Genomic DNA, 20,372 nt, shown 5'->3' with positions numbered 1-20,372 from the left:
TGGAAAATATGCTTCGACGTATCCATCCCAATGCGGATAATCTGGCTCACGGACGGCTCCTGTGAATGAGTGTGTGACAACCTCATTCTGGCACAAATGATGCCGTAGGGGGCCGTCCACACCATCAACCACAGGAAGTGGTTTGACGAAGACTCGTGGTTGCCGGCTCGCGCTCCAACTTCTCCCTGGGGGTATGGGTCCCGGATCGGCGCGCGCTTGAGGCGCGCTTGTCCGGGACGACAGCGGAGAGTGGAGCCGCGGCGCCCGCCCAACCCAATCTTAACGAATGGTTGCTAATCCCTCACCTGCCGCTGCACGCGGCACGCCTGGGAACTGTTCGAATTGGCCGTGATGGATGCACAACCCGCAACGACCGGACCGGCCGGGCTGATCGCGCGGCTGCGGGCCAAGCTCACGGGCGGATCGAGCGAGGCGTCGCTGACGCGGCGGCTCGCCGGCACCATCTTCATCATCCGCGTCATCAGCGCGGGCCTCGCCTATGTCTCGCAGGTGCTGCTGGCGCGCTGGATGGGCACATCCGACTACGGCATCTATGTCTATGTCTGGACCTGGGTGCTGCTGCTCGGCAGCATGATGGATTTCGGCATCTCGGCCTCCGCACAAAAGATCATTCCGGAGTACCGCACCAGCGACGAGCACGCGCTGCTGCGCGGCTTCCTCGCAGGTAGCCGCTGGCTGACCTTTGCCGTCTCCACCCTGGTGTCGCTTGGGCTTGCCGGCATCGTCAAACTGCTGTCGCCCTGGATCGATCCGGCCGAGGAGCTGCCGCTCTATATCGGCTGCATGACGCTGCCCGCTTTCGTCGTCGCCAACACCCAGGACGGCATCGCACGCTCGCATGACTGGATGCAGCTCGGCCTGATGCCGCAATTCATCATCCGCCAGGCGCTGATCATCGGCATCACGGCCAGCGCCTTCCTGCTCGGCTATCATCTCGGCGCGGTCGCCGCGATGGTCGCGAGCCTGGGCGCGGTGTGGATCGCGATGGCCGGGCAGATGGTGGTGCTGAACCGCAAGCTCGCCGATCACATCGAGCCGGGACCGAAGGCCTATGACGTCAGGGGCTGGCTCGCCGTCTCGCTGCCGATCCTGCTGGTCGAGAGCTTCTACCTGCTCCTGTCCTACACCGACGTGCTGGTGCTGCAGCAGTTCCGTCCGTCCGACGAGGTCGGCGTCTATTTCGCTGTCGTGAAGACGCTGGCGCTGGTCTCGTTCATCCATTACGCGATGTCGGCGACGACAGCGCACAGATTTGCGGAATACAATGCGCTCGGGGACAAGGCGCGGCTGTCGGTCTATGTGGCGCACGCCATCAACTGGACGTTCTGGCCGTCGCTGGCCGCGACCATCGTGCTGCTCGCACTCGGCAAGCCGCTGCTGTGGCTGTTCGGGCCGCAATTCGTGATCGGCTACGACATCATGTTCGTGGCCGCGATCGGCCTCGTGGTGCGCGCCGCGATCGGCCCCGTCGAGCGCCTGCTCAACATGCTCGGCCAGCAGAAGATCTGCGCGCTGGCCTATGCACTGGCCTTCGTGATGAACGTCGTGCTCTGCATTGCGCTGGTACCGCACTACGGCGGCCACGGCGCCGCGGCCGCGACCTCGATCTCGCTGACCTTCGAGACGGTGCTCCTGTTCTGGATCGTGCGGCAGCGCCTCGGCCTGCACGTGCTGGCGTTTGGACGCTAGCCATCGGCTTGATGATTGGAAAGCTCTTCGGCACCTGATATAGTTAGGCATGGCTGCAAGCGATCTGCGAAACCTTCTGGAACGTGCCCAGACTTGGCCCGAAGAGGCCCAGAACGAGCTGGTTGCGATTGCCAGCGAAATCGAGAGCGAACTGCTCGGCGGCGAGTATGTGGCGACGCAAGAAGAATTGCGAAGCATCGACGCTGCCTTAGCCTCCATAGATCGCGGCGAGTTCGCTACGGATGCCGAGGTTGCGGAAGTCTTCGCGAAATTTAGGCGCGGATGAAGGTCGTCTGGACGCGAGAGGCGCTTGCTGAGTTCGCAGACATCGCGACGTATTATGCCAACAATGCCAGTCCAGCGATCGCCGGAGCCATCGGACAAAGATTTGCTGACGTCATCGAGCGTATCCGGGGCGCGCCTTTCTCATCGCCACCGGTTGCGCACCGTTCCCAGGTTCGTGTCGCAGCGGTAGTCCGCTATCCATTCCGGATATTTTATCGTGTCCGAGGTGAGGTCATCCATATCGTTCACATCCGCCACACGTCACGGCGACCGCTGACGGGCCTGAATGAGCCCGGAAGGCAATATGCTTGATTGCGGACGCCCCCTCGAAAGCCCGAGCCCTCCAAAGCAGCCCTGCCTGGATTGAAATGTCCGTTTCCCGAGACGGCGTCAGATTGGAGAAAACATCCTCACACCGACCGTCCACAGCATGATTTTTCTTATTCTGTCCAGGTAGTTGCACCCAAGGGAAACTTTATTCTACGCCGTATTGCCCAACCAACGAGATCAACCTAAGATTCCCCGGACATGTTCGATCCCCTCTACGTCGCCTCCGGATTCGGTGTCGGCCTGCTCGTCGGGATGACCGGCGTGGGCGGCGGCTCCCTGATGACACCGCTGCTGATCCTGTTGTTCGGCGTCCATCCCTCCACCGCGGTCGGAACCGACCTGCTCTATGCCGCCGCCACCAAGACCGGCGGCAGCGTCGTGCATGGCTGGTCGCGCAGCGTGCACTGGCCGGCGGTGCTGAGGCTCGCCTGCGGCAGCATTCCGGCAAGCGCGCTGACGTTGCTCGTGTTGTGGAAGCTTGACCTCAAAAGCGATTCCGAGCGCAGCCTCGTCAATGTCGTGCTGTGCTTCGCGCTGCTGCTGACCGCCACGTCGCTGATCTTCCGCCAGGCGATCATGGAGCGCTATCGCAAGCGCCTCGAGCAGGTCGACGCGCGCACCACTGCGATTGCGACCGTCCTCACTGGCATCGTGCTGGGCGCGCTGGTGTCGATTTCGTCGGTCGGCGCCGGAGCGGTCGGCGTCACCGTGTTGCTGCTGCTCTATCCGCGCCTGCCGATGGCGACCATCGTCGGCTCGGACATCGCCCATGCCGTGCCGCTGACACTGGTTGCCGGCATCGGACACTGGGCGCTCGGTGACGTCGACTGGGCGCTGATGGGCGTGCTGCTGCTAGGATCGCTGCCCGGCATCATCGTCGGCAGCTACAGCGCAACGCGCGTGCCCGAGACCGTGCTGCGCCTGACGCTCGCCAGCGTGCTGTTCGTGGTCGCCGGCAAGATCATGTTTGCGGAGCTTAACCTGTCCTCGGCATTCGTGACGGCGCTGGCCTGGACGCATTGAGCGGGAACGAGAACGCCGCTCCACTCTCGCTGTCATCGCCCGGCTTGACCAGGCGATCCAGTATTCCGAGAAGGCCGTGGTTCGATCGATAGGCCGCAGCGTACTGGATGCCCCGCCGGAGCCTGTCATCGGGCTCGCCGAAGGCGAGACCCGGTGGCGGGGCATGACAGCGTCTGCGGATTACTCCGCGGTCCAGCCGCCGTCGATCGACAGGTTCGTGCCGGTGATCTGGGCGGCATCATCGCTGCACAGGAACAGGGCGAGCGCGGCGACCTGCTCGGAGGTGACGAACTCCTTGGTCGGCTGCGCATCGAGCAGCACGTCGTTGATGACCTGCTCGCGCGTCAGGCCTCGCGCCTTCATGGTGTCGGGGATCTGCTTCTCGACGAGCGGTGTCCAGACGTAGCCGGGGCTGATGCAGTTGCAGGTGATCTTGTGGGTCGCGACCTCGAGCGCCACGGTCTTGGTGAGGCCGGCGATGCCGTGCTTGGCCGACACGTAGGCCGACTTGAAGGGCGAGGCGACCAGCGAATGCGCGGACGCGGTGTTGATGATGCGGCCCCAGCCCTTCTTCTTCATGCCGGGGACGGCGGCACGGATGGCGTGGAAGGCCGAGGACAGGTTGATCGCGATGATCTGGTCCCACTTCTCGATCGGGAATTCCTCGATCGGCGACACGAACTGGATGCCGGCATTGTTGACGAGGATGTCGACCGAGCCGAACGTCTTCTCGCCGAGCGCGATCATCCCGGCGATCTCGGCGGGCTTGGTCATGTCGGCGGGTGAGTAGATCGCCTTGACCTTGAAGTCGGATTCGATCTTGGCGCGTTCCTTCTCGATGTCCTCGGGCGAGCCGAAGCCGTTGATGACGACGTTGGCTCCGGCGGCGGCGAATGCGCGCGCGTAAGCGAGCCCGATGCCGCTGGTCGACCCGGTCACGACGGCGTTCTTGCCTGACAGACTACCCATTCTATTCGCTCCTTTTTGGCGGGGGCGCGGTGACGTCCCCCGTGAGATCGTAGGTCACCATGGTCTCGCCGGACTGCGGCCGCTCGAGCCAGTCCTTGTGACGCATCGACAGATGCACGTCGCGCACGCCGGCTTCCCAATGCTCGACCATGGCGACGTGCGAGAAATCGTAATCCTTGGACGAGGATTCGTAGTTCTTGCTGCGATAGATCAAATGCACCACCGTGACGGTGCTCTCACGAGATGCCTTGGCAAGGAATTCGACGGAAGGGTCGTTCTTGAGATAATCGGGCAATTTGGAAATCAGGTCGCGCACGGCCCGGCGGGCATTGTGGATCTGCTTGTTCTTGTCCGTATTCATGCGCGTGCGGCTGGAATAGCGGATGTCCTTCTCGCGCTCGGCGGCCTCAAGCAGCGAATTCGGCAGATCGCCGCGGGCGGAAAACAGATCGACCTGGAAGATCAGCATGTCGCGCGCGAGCTCGGCGTCGAGCACGTAGTCGAGCGGCGTGTTGGAGGCGATGCCGCCGTCCCAGTAGTGCTCGCCGTCGATGATCACGGACGGGAAGCCCGGCGGCAGCGCGCCGGAGGCCATGATGTGCTCGGGGCCGATCTTCTTGCCGAGCTTCTTGAACTCGTAATTGTCGAAATATTTGAAGTTGCCCGAGGTCACGCCGACCGCGCCGACCGACAGGCGCGTCTTCAGATCGTTGATGCGGTCGAAATCGACGAGACGCTCCAGCGTCTTCTTCAATGGCGCGGTGTCGTAATAGCTCTCCGCCTCGCGATGCCCCGGCGGCCAGAGCGGCGCCGGCGGAATGCGCGGCGTGAAGAAGCCGGGCACGCCGAACGTCGCAATCAGCGCAGCACTGGTCGAATTGAACAGCTCGCGGCTGTGGTCGCTTTTGCCGACCGGCTTCCAGGGCACCGGGGCCGACACCATTTCCCAGAATTCCTTGAGCCGCTCGACGCGGATGCGCCCCTCGTTGCCGGCGATGATGGCGGCGTTGACCGCGCCGATCGAGATGCCGGCGACCCATTCCGGCTCGAAACCGTAGCCGCACAGCGCCTGAAAGGCGCCGGCCTGATACGAGCCGAGCGCGCCGCCGCCCTGGAGGACCAGGACGCGTTGCGCATTCGCGGGGACGCTGGCGGATTCCGGGCTATGATCTGTCATCAGGGAACAATAGCAAAAGGCGAGCCACCGTGGCGACACTCGGCCGCGGCGTCAATGCATCCCGGATCAAGTCTGGCTTATCGGGGCTCTGTCGAGGCCAGGATCATGGTCCAGAACACCTTGTATTTGGTGCCGGGAGCATAGCTCGCCGCGATGCCCAATTTTGTGACACCGCCCTTGAGCATGTTGGCGCGGTGAGGAGGCGAGTCGCGCCAGCCGGAAAACGCTTCCGCCAGCGTATGATAGCCGGCCGAGACGTTCTCGACGGCAACCGTGGCCGGATAGCCGCCGGTGGCAAGGCGCTTGGCCAGCGGCGCGCGGACGTCGTGGTCCATCTTGTTGGCCGCAGCCATGGCCTGGGATTGGGATTCGGCGAGCCGCATCAGATCAGGGTCGATCGCGACGGTGCCGAGCATGTTGTTCTGGCGGTATTGCGAAATCATCACCGCGGCGGCCTGCGCGTCGAGCTTTGAGCCCGGGACCGCCATGTCGGTATACATCGACGGCTGCTGGACCGGTGCTTCGTTGCCGGCACAGCCGGCGAGCAGCAAAGTGACGAGAATTGCGGCCGCAGCGCGCATGTTTAGAGGCCCCCAAATGAGGGGCCGTTGTTGCATACCAACCGTGGCTGAAAGGTGAATTTTGAGGAAAATCTGAGCTGTCATTCCGGGGCGCGCGGCAGCGCGAGCTCTGGTGCGCAATTGCGCACCTGAGAATCTCGCGCGACAACGTCGGGATTCCGGGTTCGATGCTTCGCATCGCCCCGGAATGACAGGGGATCTAGCCCGCAAAGATCCGGTAGCGGCGGGGGTCCAGGCCGATGGTGTCGCCGGCACGCAGTTCCCGGTCGCGAGGGGCGTCGATCTCGATGGTTTCGCCGCCCGACAGCGCGACCTCGGCGCGCTGCACCGGGCCGAAATTGCGGACATGCCGGACCGCGCCCTCGAAGGCGCCGCTGCCGGGCGGACCGACCAGCATGTCATGTCGCCGTACGAACATCCGTGACGCGCCAGGCGCAAGCCCGCCGGCGGCGAGATCGAGCGGCCGGTCACCGAGCCGGACCGCACCATTAGCGACCTCGACCGGCAGCACGATGGATTCGCCGATGAAGCCGTGCACGAAAGCCGTCGCCGGATTGTCGTAGACGTCATCGGGCGAGCCGATCTGCTCGATCCTGCCCTTGTCCATCACCACGACGCGGTTGGCGACTTCCAAAGCCTCCTCCTGGTCGTGGGTGACGAAGATCGAGGTGACGTTGATCTCGTGATGCAGCGAGCGCAGCCATTTGCGCAGCTCTTTCCGTACCTTGGCATCGAGCGCACCGAACGGCTCGTCGAGCAGCAGGATGCGCGGCTCGATCGCGAGCGCGCGGGCCAGCGCGATCCGCTGGCGCTGGCCGCCGGAGAGCTGGCTCGGATAGCGGTCGGAAAGCCAGTCGAGCTGCACGAGATCGAGCAGCTCCTTGACGCGGGCCCGGATCCCAGCCTCGTCCTTGCGGACCGCGCGCGGCTGCACGCGCAGGCCGAAGGCGACGTTCTCGAACACGGTCATGTGTCGGAATAGCGCATAGTGCTGGAACACGAACCCGACATGCCGCTCGCGCGCGCCTTGTGCCAGCGCGTCCTCTCCATTGATGAAGACCTCGCCGGAATCGGGCCAGTCGAGCCCGGCGACGATCCGCAGCAGCGTGGTCTTGCCGGAGCCGGACGGACCGAGCAGCGCCACCAACTCGCCGCCGTCGACCTTGAGATCGACGCCATCGAGAGCTTTGAAGCTGCCGAAGGTCTTGACGAGATTCCTGACTTCAATGGTCACCGGCGTCTTGTCCTTCATCCAGATGGCGCTCGAGAACGGTCTTCGCGATCAGCGTGATCAGCGCCAGCATCGCCAGCAGCGAGGCGATCGCGAAGGCGGCGACGAACTGGTACTCGTCGTAAAGAATCTCGACCAGCAGCGGCATCGTATTGGTCTCGCCGCGGATGTGGCCGGAGACGACGGAGACCGCGCCGAACTCGCCCATCGCGCGGGCGTTGCAGAGCAGGACGCCGTAGAGCACGCCCCATTTGATGTTGGGCAGGGTGACGCGGAAGAAGGTCTGCAGGCCGGAGGCGCCGAGCGAGATCGCGGCCTCCTCCTCCTGCGTGCCCTGCTCCTGCATCAGGGGGATCAGCGCGCGCGCCACGAACGGGAAGGTCACGAAGGTGGTGGCGAGCGCGATGCCGGGCACCGCGAACAGGATCTGGATGTCGTGGTCGCGCAGCCAAGTGCCGAAATAGCCCTGCGCGCCGAACAGCAGCACGAAGACGAGGCCCGAGATCACCGGGCTGACCGAGAACGGCAGGTCGATCAGCGTGATCAGGAAGGTCTTGCCCGGGAAATCGAACTTGGCGATGGCCCAGGCGGCGACGAGGCCGAACACCAGATTGAGGCCCACCGAGATCGCCGCGACGATCAGCGTCAGCTTGATCGCCGCCAGCGCCTCCGGCTCGGCGAGCGCGGCGAAATAGGCGAGAATGCCTCTCGATAACGCCTGCGCAAACACGACGACGAGCGGCAGCACCACGAAGACGGTGAGAAAGATCACCGCCAGAGCAATGATGACGATGCGCACAGCGCGCGGCTCGGTACGGAGGTTGTCGCGCGCTGCAGCCGCATGCGCCTTGGCGTCGGAGGCCGGGAGCGACACGGAATCGGCGATCTGCATCGTCATGATCCGCCCTCAGCGCGCCGGGACCCGGCTCCGCGCCCAGCGCTGGAGCCGGTTGACGGCGAAGATGATGACGAAGGAGACGACGAGCATGACGACCGCGATGGCGGTTGCATCGGCATAGCGGAACTCGGAGAGCCGGATCACGATGAGGAGCGGCGCGATCTCGGAGACGTTGGGCAGGTTGCCGGCGATGAAGATCACAGAGCCATATTCGCCGACCGCGCGCGCGAAGGCGAGCGCGAGGCCGGTGAGCAGCGCCGGTGCGAGCGAGGGCAGGATCACGCGGATAATGGTCTGCCAGCGGCTGGCGCCGAGACTGCCCGCGGCTTCCTCGATCTCGGGGTCGAGATCCTGGAGCACCGGCTGCACCGTGCGCACCACGAAGGGAATGCCGATGAAGATCATGGCGACGAAGATGCCGACCGGCGTGAACGCCACCTTGATGCCGAGCGCGGCGAGCGGCGCGCCCAGCCAGCCTTTCTCGGCGAACAGCGCGGTCAGCGCGACGCCGGCCACCGCCGTCGGCAGCGCGAACGGCACGTCGACGATGGCATCGAAGATGCGCCGCCCCGGAAAGCGGTAGCGCACCAGTGCCCAGACGATGATGCTGCCCATGACGAGATTGACGGAGGCCGCCGCAAAGGCGAGGCCGAAGGACACCCGCAAGGCGTTCAGGGTGCGGCGGCTGGAGAGGATGTTCCAGAACTGCTCGGGACTGAGCTCGAGCGATTTCAGGAACAGGCCGGCGAGCGGAATCAGAATGATGATAGACAGCCAGGAAAGCGTCAGTCCCATGGTGAGACCGAAGCCCGGCAATGTCCGGCGTCGTGCTGCGAGTGCGCTCACCAGGCCCCCTGCAAAAAGCCTCCTAAGGACAGCGCGCGATCAGTTTTTGTAAATCTGATCGAAAACGCCGCCGTCGGCAAAATGTTCCTCCTGCGCCTTGGTCCAGCCGCCGAAGACGTCGTCGATCGTGAACAGCTCGACCTTGGCGAAGGCATTCTCATACTTCTTGGCGATTTCGGCATCGCGCGGGCGGTAGAAATTGCGCGCGGCGATCTCCTGCCCCTCTTTGGTGTACCAATATTGGAGGTAGGCGTCAGCGGCGTTGCGGCTGCCTTTTTTATCGGCGACCTTGTCGACGATGGCGACCGGCGGTTCGGCGAGGATCGATTGCGGCGGCGCCACGATCTCGAACTTGTTCGCGCCGAACTCCTTCAGGGCGAGATGGGCCTCGTTCTCCCAGGCGAGCAGCACGTCGCCGACACCACGCTCGACAAAGGTCACGGTGGCACCACGCGCACCGGTGTCGAGCACCGGCACCTGCTGGTAGAGTTTTCCGATGAAGTCCTTGGCCTTGTCGGCCGAACCATATTTCTTCTGCGCAAAGCCCCAGGCCGCCAGATAATTCCAGCGCGCGCCGCCTGACGTCTTCGGGTTCGGCGTGATCACGGCGACGCCCGGCTTGATCAGGTCGTCCCAGTCCTTGATGGCCTTGGGATTGCCCTTGCGCACCAGGAACACGATGGTCGAGGTGTAGGGCGACGAATTCTGCGGCAGCCGCTTCTGCCAATCGGCAGCGGTAAGGCCCCTGCCGGCGATCGCGTCGATGTCATAGGCGAGCGCGAGCGTCACCACGTCGGCCTGCAATCCGTCGATCACCGCGCGCGCCTGCGAACCGCTGCCGCCATGCGACTGCTTGATCTCGACGCTCTTGCCGGTTTCCTTCCGATAGGCATTCGCGAATGCCTTGTTGAACTCGACATAGAGCTCGCGCGTCGGATCGTACGACACGTTCAGCAAATTGATGTCAGCGGCGAGAGCCGAGCTTGCCAAGAAGCCTGTCGCGAGGAGTCCTGCAGCGAGCGGAACGATACGGCGCATCATGTCCATCTCCATTCACCTCGCCGACATCGGTGTCAGCGAAGACATGCAGGCGAAATTCGTGGCGAAACGCGCTTAAGTCAACGAAACCCGATTTTCTTGTTCGCAGCGTGGCAGCGCGACTGTGCTACGAAGTCTTCATGGTGTGGATGCCGCATTCTGTCTTGGCCCGGCCGCGCCAGCGACCGGCGCGAGAATCCTCGCCTTCAGCCGTTCTGCTGGTGCAAGGCATACACCCAACCGACAGGAAACCGGAGGCAGCCAATGGATGACGCGGCAATTTGGCGCGGGTGAAGATCGCCTCGATCTCTTCGCGCGAGACATTGGCGAAGGGATTGAACTTCAACCGCGCGCCGTCGTCCTCGACGACCGGAATGTCGGCGCGTGCATTGCCCTGGAAACGCTTGCGGCCGTTGAGCCAGGCATCGAACGGTTTCAGCGCACGCGCCAGCGGCTCGACCTTGCGGATGCGGCAGCAGGCATCGGGATCGGAGAACCAGAGGTCGCGGTCGGGATCTTCGCGCGACAGCGTCTCCTCGGCGGGCTTGATCGAGCGGACGTCCTTCAGGCCCAGCGTCGCAATCAGCGTATCGCGATAGGCCAGCGTCTCCTCGAACAACCAGCCAGTGTCGAGAAAGATCACGGGGATCGCCGGGTCGACATCCGCCATGACCTTCAACAGTGTGGCCGATTCCGTGCCGAAGGACGACACCAGCGCAAGCCTGTCGCGCCCGACAGTCTTCAACGCGGCAGCGATGACTTCGGCGGGCGAAGCATCGCGCAGGGCGCGATCGAGCTCCTCCGCCGAAGGCAGCGCAGACACGGACGAAACCCGAGGCGCGATCGCGTTCACGTGCCGACACCTTCTGAATGACGCAGCTGCATGCGCCGGTGCAGCGCCGTGATCCGGCCGTCGCCGGTCGGCTGGTAGAACACCGAATAGCGCTTGGCGGTCTGCATGAAGGCTTCTGCATCCGCCTGCTTCTTGACCTCGAAGGCATCGAAGCCGGCACGCAGCATGAACACGAACTGGTCGCGCAGCACTTGGCCGGTGGCACGCACCTCGCCGCGATAGTTGTAACGTTCGCGCAGCAGCCGCGCCTGGCTGTAGGCGCGCCCGTCGCGGAAGGTCGGGAACACCAGCGCGACGGCGGCGACCTTGCCGAGATACGGCACGAGCTCGGCAATGTCGCGATTGTTCGGCCAGATCACGCCGACCTTTCCGGCACGCTTGAGCAAGCCCTCGGCATCGCCGAGGAAGCGCTCGGCCGGCACCAGGATGTCGCCGCCCTCGGGCAGCGGGGTGTCGACGGCGAGCTTGACGAAGCTGTCATCGACGATCTTTCCGCCGTTAACGAGTGGCATAGACGCGCTCCTTGAAGGGTTCGACGCCGAGGCGCTTCACCGTGTCCATGAACAGCTCTTCGGGCCGCTCGCGCAGCGCCAAATAAGCTTCCACGATGTCCTCGACGACATCGGCGACCTCGTCGAACTTGACGCCGGGACCGATCAGGGTGCCGAGCGCGGCGTTCTCGTCCGCGCGGCCGCCGATGGTGATCTGATAGACCTCCTCGCCGTTCTTCTCGACGCCGAGAATGCCGATATGGCCGACATGGTGATGGCCGCAGGCATTGATACAGCCGGAGATGTTGATGTGGAGACGGCCGATCAGGTTGGCCAGCTCGTGGTTGGCGAAGCGTCGCGTCAGCTCCTGCGCGATCGGGATCGAGCGCGCATTCGCCAGCGAGCAATAATCGAGACCCGGGCAGGCGATGATGTCGGTGATCAGATTGACGTTGGGCGTCGCAAGCCCGAGCTTGTCGAGCGCCTTCCACAGCGCCGGCAGGTCGCGCTTGGCAACGTGCGGCAGCGCGAGGTTCTGCTCGTGGCCGACGCGGATCTCGCCGAAGGAATATTTGTCGGCGAGATCGGCGAGCGCATCCATCTGCTCGGCCGTGGCATCGCCCGGAGGCCCGCCGGTCGGCTTCAGCGAGATCGTGACGATGGAGTAGCCCGGCACCTTGTGCGGAGCCACCGAGTTCTTGCGCCACGCCTCGAACTCAGGATCGGCCGCGGCCTGGCGCAGTTCGTCCGGCATATGCGGCAGCTTCTCGTAAGCAGGATAGGTGAAGCGCGAGCGGATGTCCTCGATCACTTCGTCGTCGATCTGGAGCGAGGAGTTGCGGATATGCTGCCACTCGTCCTCGACCTCGCGCGAGAATTTCTCGATGCCGAGCTCATGCACCAGGATCTTGATGCGTGCCTTGTAGATGTTGTCGCGGCGGCCGTACTGATTGTAGACGCGAAGGATCGCCTCGATGTAGCTGAGGATGTCGCGGCCATGCACGAAGTGCTTGATGGTCTTGGCGATGAACGGCGTGCGGCCGAGACCGCCGCCGACCAGCACCTCGAAGCCGGTCTCGCCCTTCTCGTTCTTGATCAGCCGCAGGCCGATGTCGTGGATCTTGATCGCGGCGCGGTCATGGTCCGAGGCGGTGATCGCGATCTTGAACTTGCGCGGCAGGAACGAGAATTCCGGATGCAGCGTGGTGTGCTGGCGGATCAGCTCCGACCAGATGCGGGGATCCTCGATCTCGCCCGGCGCGACGCCGGCCCACTGGTCCGAGGTGACGTTGCGCATGTTGTTGCCGGAGGTCTGCATCGCGTGGATGCCGACCTCGGCGAGATCGGCCAGCGCATCCGGCAGCTCGGCGAGCTTGATCCAGTTGAACTGGATGTTCTGCCGCGTGGTGAAGTGGCCGTAGCCGCGATCGTATTTGCGCGCGACATGGGCCAGCGCCCGCAGCTGGTTCGTTGCCAGCGTCCCATAGGGGATCGCGACGCGGAACATGTAAGCGTGCAGTTGCAGATAGACGCCGTTCTGCAAGCGAAGGATCTTGAACTCGTCCTCGGTGAGCTCGCCGGAGAGGCGCCGCTTCACCTGATCGCGGAACTCCGAGACGCGCTCGTTGACGAGCGTGCGGTCGATTTCGTCGTAAGCGTACATAAGAGAGTGCCTTAAACCTGGGCCGGCTGCCCGATGGTGACGCCGGTGCGGCGGATCTGTTCGCGCAGATTGCCGGGCAGGATCTTGCCGTCCTCGCCGACCTGCACCGGAGCGATATAGGGACCGATCGCGCCAACGTCATCGACCACCGACTCCGCAAGCAACGCTTTCGCCTCGTCGGAGTTGCGCACGATCGCGGCTTCCGACAGGTCCGCGGACCAGCTCTTGGCCGCGGTGCGATAGACCACGATGCCGTCCCAGGTGCGGTTGGCGGTCACGACCGAGGGGCCGGCGATCTTGATTTTCTTTTGTTCAAGCGGAGAGGTCATTCGGCTGCATCCAGGAGGTCAGAGATGATGTGTTTGGGGGTTTGGCGGCGAAGCGAGCCGGCATGCCGGACCACGTCGCCGATGATGAGGATGGCGGGACCACCTTGGATCCGCCGCACGAGCTCGGGCAGGTCGCGCAGCGTTCCGATTGCGCCCTGCGCGTCGGGCCGCGTGACACGGGAAAACACGCCGACCGGCGTTTCCGGCGAGCGGCCGGCGGCGAACAAGCCGGCGCGCACGGCGGGCGCGGCGGTCATGCCCATGTAGATCACGACGGTCATCTTGGTGTCGGTCAGCGTCGACCAGTCCACGGCTTCCGCATCGCGCGCCTTGTGCGCGGTGAGGAAGGTGATGCGGGTCGCCTCGTGACGATAGGTGAGCGGCACCTCGAAATCGGCGGCGCCGCCGAGCCCTGCGGTGATGCCGGGAATGATCGAATAGGCGACACCGGCGGCGCGCAAGGCTTCCACCTCTTCGCCGCCGCGGCCGAACACGAAGGGATCGCCCCCCTTCAGCCGCACCACGCGCTGGCCTGATTGCGCGGCCTCGATCATGCGTTTGTTGATGGCATCCTGGCCGATGCCGGGCTTGCCGACGCGGCGGCCGACCGGCACGCGCGTGGTGTCGCGGCGGATGCGGTCGAGAATTTCGGGCGAAACCAGCTCGTCGTGGAAGACGATATCGGCGTCCTGCAACGCGCGTAGCGCCTTGATGGTGAGAAGGTCAGGATCGCCGGGACCGGCGCCCACCAGTGCGACCGAGCCTTCCGGCTTGTCGGCGCGCGCGAAATCTGAGGGATCGGAAATCGCCTCGAGCGATGCGTCTGCTTCGTCCTTACGGCCGGCGAGCACGGCGGCGCCGATCGGGCCGTCGATGACGCGCTCCCAGAAACGGCGGCGCAGCGGAAATTCGGCGATGCGCTCGTTGATGGATTTGCGGAAGGTGCCGATGAACTCGGCGAGCTCGCCGATGCGCGCCGGCAGCAGCGCCTCGATCTTCTCGCGCACGCGTCGCGCCACCACCGGCGAGGTGCCGCCGGTGCCGACTGCGACCACGACATCGCCGCGATCGACGATCGCCGGGAAGATGAAGCTGGAATGCTCGAGATCGTCCATGACGTTGACGGGCAGACCGAGCGCCTTGGCGCGAACCGACATCGCCACGCCAACGTCGCCAGCGCCGGCGCAGACGATGGCGATGACGCCCGAGAGATCGGCAGTGAGCGGATCGCCGGTTACGATCTCGATACGCGCCGCATCGTCAGAGCTCAGGCTCAGATCACGATCGCCATCGATCGCATAGACGCGGATGCCCGCACCCGCCGCTGCGAGCACGCGCAGCTTGGCGCGCAAAAGCTCGCCGGCGCCGATGAGGACCACCGGACCGGTCTTGAGATCGAGAAACACCGGCAAGAACCGCATGCGATACTCGCTTCCCCACAAACGGGGTTGACTGGAATTATTTTCTATATATGTCTCGTTTCGAGCACGCAAAGAGAAATTTTTTCTTCTCCTTCGCGCTGCAACTATAGAATTTTCGCCTCCAAACGCAAAGTGGCAGAGATGCATCTTCTCAAGGACGATTCCGCTGCTGATCGAGTGAGCAACCCGGCGCTGGCCGAGCGCGTGCGCGCGCAAGAATTTTCTGCCGAGCTTGCCCCGAGCATGGACCATCTCGACCAGCTCGAGGCGCAGAGCATCTACATCTTTCGCGAGGCTTTTGCCCGGCTGAAGAAGATCGCCCTGTTGTGGTCGCTCGGCAAGGACTCCAACGTCATGATCTGGCTGGCGCGGAAAGCGTTCTTCGGCCGCATGCCGTTCCCGGCTCTCCATGTCGACACCGGCAAGAAGTTTGCGGAGATGTATCGCTTCCGCGATCATTACGGGAAGGAGTGGGATCTCGATTTGCGCGTCGAGCCCTGCCCGCCGATCGATGCCGTCGACCCGACGCTGCCGCCGGCCGCCCGTTCCGCCGCGCGCAAGACCGAGGGCCTCAAGATGGCGCTCGGCAAATACGGCTTCGATGGCCTGATCGCCGGCATCCGCCGCGACGAGGAAGCGACGCGCGCCAAGGAGCGCGTGTTCTCGCCGCGCGGCTTGGAGGGCAATTGGGACGTGCGCGACCAGCCGCCGGAGTTCTGGGATCATTTCAATGCGTCGCCGCCGCAAGGCGCGCATTTGCGCATCCACCCGATCCTGCATTGGACCGAGGCCGACATCTGGGCCTACACCAAGCGGGAGAACATCCCGATCATCCCGCTCTATCTGTCGCAAAACGGCAAGCGCTATCGCTCGCTGGGCGATCAGGACATCACCAACCCCGTGCACTCGACAGCGTCCAGCATCGACGAGATCCTGATCGAGCTCGAGCAGACCAAGGTGCCGGAGCGCGCCGGACGCGCGCTCGACCACGAGACCGAGGACGCTTTCGAGCGCCTTCGCGTCGCCGGCTATCTCTGATTCCCAAGGACGCGAGCGCCGCATGAACATGATCGTCACCCCCACTTCGCCGGCCACGCCGAACGGCACCACGCGTCCGCAAGTGCGCATCGTCATCGTCGGCCATGTCGATCACGGCAAGTCGACGCTGGTCGGCCGCCTGCTGCATGAGACCGGCAGCCTGCCCGACGGCAAGCTCGAAATGCTGAAAGCCGTCAGCGCGCGGCGCGGCATGCCATTCGAATGGTCGTTCCTGCTCGACGCCCTCCAGACCGAGCGCGACCAGGGCATCACCATCGACACCACGCAGATCCGCTTCCGCACCAATTCGCGCGACATCGTGCTGATCGACGCGCCCGGTCACGCCGAATTCCTGCGCAACATGATCACCGGCGCCTCGCAGGCCGACGGCGCGGTGCTGATCATCGACGCGCTGGAAGGCGTGCGTGACCAGACAAGGCGGCACGGTTATCTGCTGCACCTGCTCGGCGTGAAGCAGGTCGCCGTCGTCGTCAACAAGATGGACCGCGTCGATTTCAGCGCCGACCGCTTCAAGGCGATCAGCGACGAGATCTCAGCGCATCTCAACGGCCTCGGCGTGAAGCCCACGGCCGTAATCCCGATCTCCGCACGCGACGGCGACGGCGTCGCCGAACGCACCGACCGCATCGGCTGGTATGAGGGACCGACCGTCGTCGAGGCGCTTGATAGACTCGAGCCGGCACGGCCGCTCGAAGCGCTGGCGCTGCGGCTGCCGGTGCAGGCGATCTACAAGTTCGACGACCGCCGCATCGTCGCGGGCCGCATCGAATCCGGCAGCCTGGTTGCCGGCGACGAGATCGTGATCATGCCGGCCGGCAAGATCGCCAAGATCAAGACGGTCGAGAGCTGGCCGGTGACGCCGGTGGCGGGACGGCAGGGCGCGGGCCGCTCGGTCGGCATCACGCTCGACCGCGAGCTCTTCATCGAGCGCGGCGACATCATCGCGCATGCCGGCACCGCCCCGCGCGAGACGCGGCGGCTGCGCGCGCGCATCTTCTGGCTGCACGACAAGCCGCTCGCCAAGGGCGACCAGCTTCTGGTGCGCTGCGGGCCGAAGGAAAGCCGCGCCACCGTCGTCGCCATCGAGAAGGCGGTCGATCCCGGCGAATTATCGAGCAGCGAGAACAAGGCGATCGGCCGCAATCATGTCGGCGAGATCGACATTTCGCTTTCCAATCCGATCGCAACCGATCCCTACACCGAGAATCCCCGCACCGGCCGTCTCGTCATCGAAGTCTCCGGGCGCATCGCCGGCGGCGGCCTGGTGCTGTCGGTCGATGCCGGCCAGCGGGCCGTGCCGGTTGATATCGTGCCGGTGGAATCGGCGCTGCGGCCGGATGAGCGCTCCGCGCGCTATCAACACAACGGCGCCGTGGTCTGGCTCACCGGCCTGCCGGCCTCCGGCAAATCGACGCTGGCCAAGGCGCTGGAACGGCGTCTCTTCACCAATGGCGGCTCGCCGATCCTGCTCGACGGCGACACGCTGCGTGCCGGCCTCAACAGCGATCTCGGCTTCACCGCCACGGATCGCAGCGAGAACATCCGCCGCCTCGCCGAGGTCGCGACGCACCTTGCCCGCAACGGCCATATCGCCATCGTCGCCGCGGTCTCGCCGGCCCGCGAGGACCGCGCCACTGCACGCCGCATCGCCGACACCGCATTCCGCGAGATCCATGTAGCAACGCCTGCGGGCGTCTGCGAGGAGCGCGACCCCAAGGGCCACTACAAGAAGGCGCGCGCCGGCGCGCTCGCCTCGTTCACCGGCATCGGCAACGACTACGAAAAGCCGGAGGCCGCCGAGCTCGTGATCGACACGTCGAAGCGGACGGTGGCAGAGGCGGCGGACGAGATCGAGCAGATGCTGAAGACGACTGGCGTGCTGTTCGACGAGCTCGTGGACCTCGCCGCGAATATTTGAGGCGCGTCCTAATCCCCCGCTGTCGTCGCCCGGCTTGGCCGGGCGACCCAGTATTCCACCAACAGCAGTGATTGAGCCGAGAAGCCGCGGCGTACTGGATTCCCCGCCTTCGCGGGGAATGACACCGGCGTATGGGGCTGTCCCCTACCTTTTCTTGACATTTTGACAAACCCTTAGGGGTCTTCTCACCGCCCCGATTTTGGGGCTAATAGGTCCCGAAAGCCGCCCTGCGTGGGCGCATTTTGCTGCTGTCGGGTCAAAAGCAGCCAAAAACAGCCATTTCCAACAAGAAAGCCCATCATGAAACGCGTCGACGCCCACGGATTGAAGATCGCCCCTGTTCTGTTTGACTTCATCGCCAAGGAAGCGGCCCCGAAAACGGGGATCGCGCCGGATGCGTTCTGGGCCGGGCTTGCCGCCATCATCAAGGAGCTGGGCCCCAAGAACCGCGAACTGCTCGCATTCCGCGATACGCTGCAGGCCAAGATCGACGACTGGCACCGCGCGGGCAAGGGCAAGGCGTTCGACCTCGACGCCTACACCGCCTTCCTGAAGGAGATCGGTTATCTCGTCCCTGAACCGGCGACGCAGAAGGTCGAGACGGCCAATGTCGACGAGGAGATCGGCAAGATCTGCGGCCCGCAGCTCGTCGTGCCTCTTACCAATGCACGTTACGCGTTGAACGCGGCGAATGCGCGCTGGGGCTCGCTCTACGACGCCTTCTACGGCACCGACGCGATCCCTCATGATCCCTCAGAGAGCGGCAAGGGCTACAACAAGGCGCGCGGCGACAAGGTGATCGCCAAGGCCAAGGCGTTCCTCGATACCGCCGCGCCGCTCGCGACCGGCAGCCACACCGACGTCACCGCCTATAGCGTGGTCGCGGGCCAGCTCGCGGTGAAGCTGAAGAGCGGCAATGCCACCGCGCTGAAGAACGCCGATCAGTTCGCGGGCTTTCAGGGTGATGCGGCGGCGCCGAGCGCCGTGCTGCTCGTCAACAACGGCCTGCATGTCGAGGTGAAGATCGATCGCAATAGCGCGATCGGCAAGGACGATCCGGCCGGCGTCGCCGACATGATCATGGAAGCCGCGGTCTCCACCATCCTCGACATGGAGGACTCGGTCGCCGCGGTCGATGCCGAGGACAAGGTGCTGGTCTACCGCAACACGCTCGGCCTGATGAACGGCACGCTGTCGGCCGATTTCGAGAAGGGTGGCAAGACGCTGACGCGCTCGCTCAATGCCGACCGCCTCTACAAGACGCCCGACGGCAAGGGCGAGCTCAAGCTGCACGGCCGCAGCCTGCTCTTGATGCGCAATTGCGGTCACCACATGTTCACCGACGCAGTGCTGGACGCGAATGGCGAGGAAGTGCCGGAAGGCCTGCTCGATGCCGCCGTCTCGGGCCTGCTCGCCATCCACGACCTCAAGGGCAACTCCAAGGTCAAGAACAGCCGCACGGGATCGGCCTATATCGTCAAGCCGAAGATGCACGGCCCCGACGAGGTCTCGCTGACCTGCGAGATCTTCGACCGCGTCGAGAAGATGCTTGGCTTGCCCGAGAACACGCTCAAGGTCGGCATCATGGATGAGGAGCGGCGCACCACCGTCAACCTCAAGGCCTGCATCCAGCGCGCCTCCAAGCGCATCATGTTCATCAACACCGGCTTCCTCGATCGCACCGGCGACGAGATCCACACCTCGATGGAAGCAGGTCCGATGATCCGCAAGAACGAGATGAAGGCGCAGGCCTGGATCAAGGCCTATGAGGACTGGAACGTCGACATGGGGCTGATCGACGGCCTGCCCGGCCACGCCCAGATCGGCAAGGGCATGTGGGCGGCGCCCGACAAGATGGCGGACATGCTTCAACAGAAGCTTGGCCATCCGCAGGCCGGCGCCACCACCGCCTGGGTGCCCTCGCCGACCGCTGCGACGCTGCACGCGCTGCACTACCACCAGGTCAATGTCATCGCGCGCCAGCAGGAGCTGACCAAGGGCGGGCCGCGCGCGAAGCTCTCCGACATCCTCACGATACCGGTGTCGAAGTCGAACTGGGCGCCCGACGACGTCAAGCAGGAGATCGACAACAACTGCCAGGGCATCCTCGGTTACGTCGTGCGCTGGATCGACCAGGGCGTCGGCTGCTCCAAGGTGCCCGACATCCACGACGTCGGCCTGATGGAGGACCGCGCGACGTTGCGCATCTCAAGCCAGCATCTCGCCAACTGGCTGCATCAGGGTGTGATCACCGAGGCGCAGGTGATGGAATCGCTGAAGCGCATGGCCGTCGTCGTCGACAAGCAGAACGCAGGCGATGCGATCTACAAGCCGATGGCGCCAGCCTTCGACGGCGTCGCCTTCAAGGCGGCCTGCGACCTCATCTTCAAGGGCCGCGAGCAGCCGAACGGCTACACCGAATACATCCTCACCGCCCGCCGCCGCGAGGCGAAGGCTGCCGGCTGAACGGATCAATCGCAGACCAAAAGCCCCGGCACGCCGGGGCTTTTTTGTTGGGCGAAACGTCGCGGCCCGCAGCGGAACGGCCGC

19 protein-coding genes are annotated in these 20,372 nt (G+C 64.5%); 7 read left to right on the top strand and 12 right to left on the bottom strand.

The features are described from left to right. Window positions 1–342 precede the first annotated feature (342 nt). The 4 genes from CVM73_RS28560 (at window position 343) to CVM73_RS28545 (ending at window position 3,348) form a co-directional block, all read left to right on the top strand. The gene (locus CVM73_RS28560; RefSeq protein WP_167407121.1) at window positions 343–1,710 is read left to right on the top strand and encodes a flippase; all 1,368 of its coding nucleotides are present in this window, start codon (window positions 343–345) and stop codon (window positions 1,708–1,710) included. Between the two features lie 49 nt (window positions 1,711–1,759). After that, a complete protein-coding gene (locus CVM73_RS28555; protein ID WP_100235124.1) occupies window positions 1,760–1,996 on the top strand; it encodes a GNAT family protein in 237 nt (78 codons plus the stop codon). Beyond that, complete coding sequence (locus tag CVM73_RS28550; protein WP_100235123.1) at window positions 1,993–2,307, top strand: type II toxin-antitoxin system RelE/ParE family toxin; 315 nt, start codon at window positions 1,993–1,995, stop codon at window positions 2,305–2,307. The genes CVM73_RS28555 and CVM73_RS28550 overlap by 4 nt, the downstream gene beginning before the upstream one ends. Before the next feature lie 216 nt (window positions 2,308–2,523). Further along, a complete protein-coding gene (locus CVM73_RS28545) occupies window positions 2,524–3,348 on the top strand; it encodes a sulfite exporter TauE/SafE family protein (protein WP_100235122.1) in 825 nt (274 codons plus the stop codon). A 180-nt stretch (window positions 3,349–3,528) separates the two neighbouring features. On the opposite strand, the gene CVM73_RS28540 is transcribed toward CVM73_RS28545, so the two are convergent. The 12 genes from CVM73_RS28540 to cysG form a co-directional block, all read right to left on the bottom strand. Next, a complete protein-coding gene (locus CVM73_RS28540) occupies window positions 3,529–4,317 on the bottom strand; it encodes a 3-hydroxybutyrate dehydrogenase (protein WP_100235121.1) in 789 nt (262 codons plus the stop codon). A 1-nt stretch (window position 4,318) separates the two neighbouring features. Further along, window positions 4,319–5,494: a DUF3734 domain-containing protein gene (locus CVM73_RS28535; RefSeq protein ID WP_100235120.1), complete on the bottom strand. Its 1,176-nt coding sequence runs from the start codon at window positions 5,492–5,494 to the stop codon at window positions 4,319–4,321. Between the two features lie 77 nt (window positions 5,495–5,571). Next, window positions 5,572–6,075 carry a CAP domain-containing protein gene (locus CVM73_RS28530; protein ID WP_100235119.1) on the bottom strand — a complete coding sequence of 168 codons (504 nt, stop codon included), beginning with the start codon at window positions 6,073–6,075 and terminating at the stop codon, window positions 5,572–5,574. Between the two features lie 199 nt (window positions 6,076–6,274). After that, the gene (locus CVM73_RS28525; protein ID WP_100235131.1) at window positions 6,275–7,309 is read right to left on the bottom strand and encodes a sulfate/molybdate ABC transporter ATP-binding protein; all 1,035 of its coding nucleotides are present in this window, start codon (window positions 7,307–7,309) and stop codon (window positions 6,275–6,277) included. Further along, the gene (cysW, locus tag CVM73_RS28520; protein WP_100235118.1) at window positions 7,299–8,204 is read right to left on the bottom strand and encodes a sulfate ABC transporter permease subunit CysW; all 906 of its coding nucleotides are present in this window, start codon (window positions 8,202–8,204) and stop codon (window positions 7,299–7,301) included. The genes CVM73_RS28525 and cysW overlap by 11 nt, the downstream gene beginning before the upstream one ends. A gap of 9 nt (window positions 8,205–8,213) precedes the next feature. Then, window positions 8,214–9,050 carry a sulfate ABC transporter permease subunit CysT gene (cysT, locus tag CVM73_RS28515; protein ID WP_167407120.1) on the bottom strand — a complete coding sequence of 279 codons (837 nt, stop codon included), beginning with the start codon at window positions 9,048–9,050 and terminating at the stop codon, window positions 8,214–8,216. A gap of 39 nt (window positions 9,051–9,089) precedes the next feature. Then, complete coding sequence (locus CVM73_RS28510; protein ID WP_100235116.1) at window positions 9,090–10,103, bottom strand: sulfate ABC transporter substrate-binding protein; 1,014 nt, start codon at window positions 10,101–10,103, stop codon at window positions 9,090–9,092. A 112-nt stretch (window positions 10,104–10,215) separates the two neighbouring features. Next, complete coding sequence (locus tag CVM73_RS28505; RefSeq protein WP_100235115.1) at window positions 10,216–10,941, bottom strand: phosphoadenylyl-sulfate reductase; 726 nt, start codon at window positions 10,939–10,941, stop codon at window positions 10,216–10,218. Next, the gene (locus CVM73_RS28500; protein WP_100235114.1) at window positions 10,938–11,453 is read right to left on the bottom strand and encodes a DUF934 domain-containing protein; all 516 of its coding nucleotides are present in this window, start codon (window positions 11,451–11,453) and stop codon (window positions 10,938–10,940) included. The genes CVM73_RS28505 and CVM73_RS28500 overlap by 4 nt, the downstream gene beginning before the upstream one ends. Beyond that, complete coding sequence (locus tag CVM73_RS28495; protein WP_100235113.1) at window positions 11,440–13,095, bottom strand: nitrite/sulfite reductase; 1,656 nt, start codon at window positions 13,093–13,095, stop codon at window positions 11,440–11,442. The genes CVM73_RS28500 and CVM73_RS28495 overlap by 14 nt, the downstream gene beginning before the upstream one ends. An 11-nt stretch (window positions 13,096–13,106) precedes the next feature. After that, a complete protein-coding gene (locus CVM73_RS28490; RefSeq protein WP_100235112.1) occupies window positions 13,107–13,424 on the bottom strand; it encodes a DUF2849 domain-containing protein in 318 nt (105 codons plus the stop codon). Beyond that, window positions 13,421–14,845, bottom strand: a complete 1,425-nt coding sequence (cysG, locus tag CVM73_RS28485) for a siroheme synthase CysG (protein ID WP_100235111.1) — start codon at window positions 14,843–14,845, stop codon at window positions 13,421–13,423. Before cysG ends, CVM73_RS28490 begins: the two co-directional genes overlap by 4 nt. 243 nt (window positions 14,846–15,088) lie before the next feature. Between cysG and cysD the strand changes: the two genes are divergently transcribed. From cysD to CVM73_RS28470, 3 genes are all read left to right on the top strand, one after another. Then, entirely contained in the window at window positions 15,089–15,883 is a 795-nt protein-coding gene (gene cysD, locus CVM73_RS28480; protein WP_100235130.1) for a sulfate adenylyltransferase subunit CysD, read from the top strand. 22 nt (window positions 15,884–15,905) lie between these two features. Next, window positions 15,906–17,822, top strand: coding sequence for an adenylyl-sulfate kinase (cysC, locus tag CVM73_RS28475; RefSeq protein WP_100235110.1), 1,917 nt, complete (start codon window positions 15,906–15,908; stop codon window positions 17,820–17,822). Window positions 17,823–18,122: 300 nt separating this feature from the next. Continuing rightward, window positions 18,123–20,288, top strand: coding sequence for a malate synthase G (locus tag CVM73_RS28470; protein WP_100235109.1), 2,166 nt, complete (start codon window positions 18,123–18,125; stop codon window positions 20,286–20,288). The last annotated feature ends 84 nt before the right edge of the window (window positions 20,289–20,372 follow it).

The organism is Bradyrhizobium forestalis (genome assembly GCF_002795245.1).
Classification (GTDB): domain Bacteria; phylum Pseudomonadota; class Alphaproteobacteria; order Rhizobiales; family Xanthobacteraceae; genus Bradyrhizobium; species Bradyrhizobium forestalis.
The sequence above is the reverse complement of the archived record's forward strand: the minus strand, read 5'-3'. Positions and strand labels throughout refer to the sequence as shown.

Coding starts and splice junctions, on each gene's coding strand:
- CVM73_RS28490 (WP_100235112.1), bottom strand. CDS start 13,424: ATGACCTCTCCGCTTGAACAAAAGAAAATCAAGATCGCCGGCCCCTCG.
- cysW (WP_100235118.1), bottom strand. CDS start 8,204: ATGACGATGCAGATCGCCGATTCCGTGTCGCTCCCGGCCTCCGACGCC.
- cysD (WP_100235130.1), top strand. CDS start 15,089: ATGGACCATCTCGACCAGCTCGAGGCGCAGAGCATCTACATCTTTCGC.
- CVM73_RS28530 (WP_100235119.1), bottom strand. CDS start 6,075: ATGCGCGCTGCGGCCGCAATTCTCGTCACTTTGCTGCTCGCCGGCTGT.
- CVM73_RS28545 (WP_100235122.1), top strand. CDS start 2,524: ATGTTCGATCCCCTCTACGTCGCCTCCGGATTCGGTGTCGGCCTGCTC.
- cysC (WP_100235110.1), top strand. CDS start 15,906: ATGAACATGATCGTCACCCCCACTTCGCCGGCCACGCCGAACGGCACC.
- CVM73_RS28500 (WP_100235114.1), bottom strand. CDS start 11,453: ATGCCACTCGTTAACGGCGGAAAGATCGTCGATGACAGCTTCGTCAAG.
- CVM73_RS28535 (WP_100235120.1), bottom strand. CDS start 5,494: ATGACAGATCATAGCCCGGAATCCGCCAGCGTCCCCGCGAATGCGCAA.
- CVM73_RS28470 (WP_100235109.1), top strand. CDS start 18,123: ATGAAACGCGTCGACGCCCACGGATTGAAGATCGCCCCTGTTCTGTTT.
- CVM73_RS28555 (WP_100235124.1), top strand. CDS start 1,760: ATGGCTGCAAGCGATCTGCGAAACCTTCTGGAACGTGCCCAGACTTGG.
- CVM73_RS28550 (WP_100235123.1), top strand. CDS start 1,993: ATGAAGGTCGTCTGGACGCGAGAGGCGCTTGCTGAGTTCGCAGACATC.
- CVM73_RS28540 (WP_100235121.1), bottom strand. CDS start 4,317: ATGGGTAGTCTGTCAGGCAAGAACGCCGTCGTGACCGGGTCGACCAGC.
- cysG (WP_100235111.1), bottom strand. CDS start 14,845: ATGCGGTTCTTGCCGGTGTTTCTCGATCTCAAGACCGGTCCGGTGGTC.
- CVM73_RS28510 (WP_100235116.1), bottom strand. CDS start 10,103: ATGGAGATGGACATGATGCGCCGTATCGTTCCGCTCGCTGCAGGACTC.
- CVM73_RS28495 (WP_100235113.1), bottom strand. CDS start 13,095: ATGTACGCTTACGACGAAATCGACCGCACGCTCGTCAACGAGCGCGTC.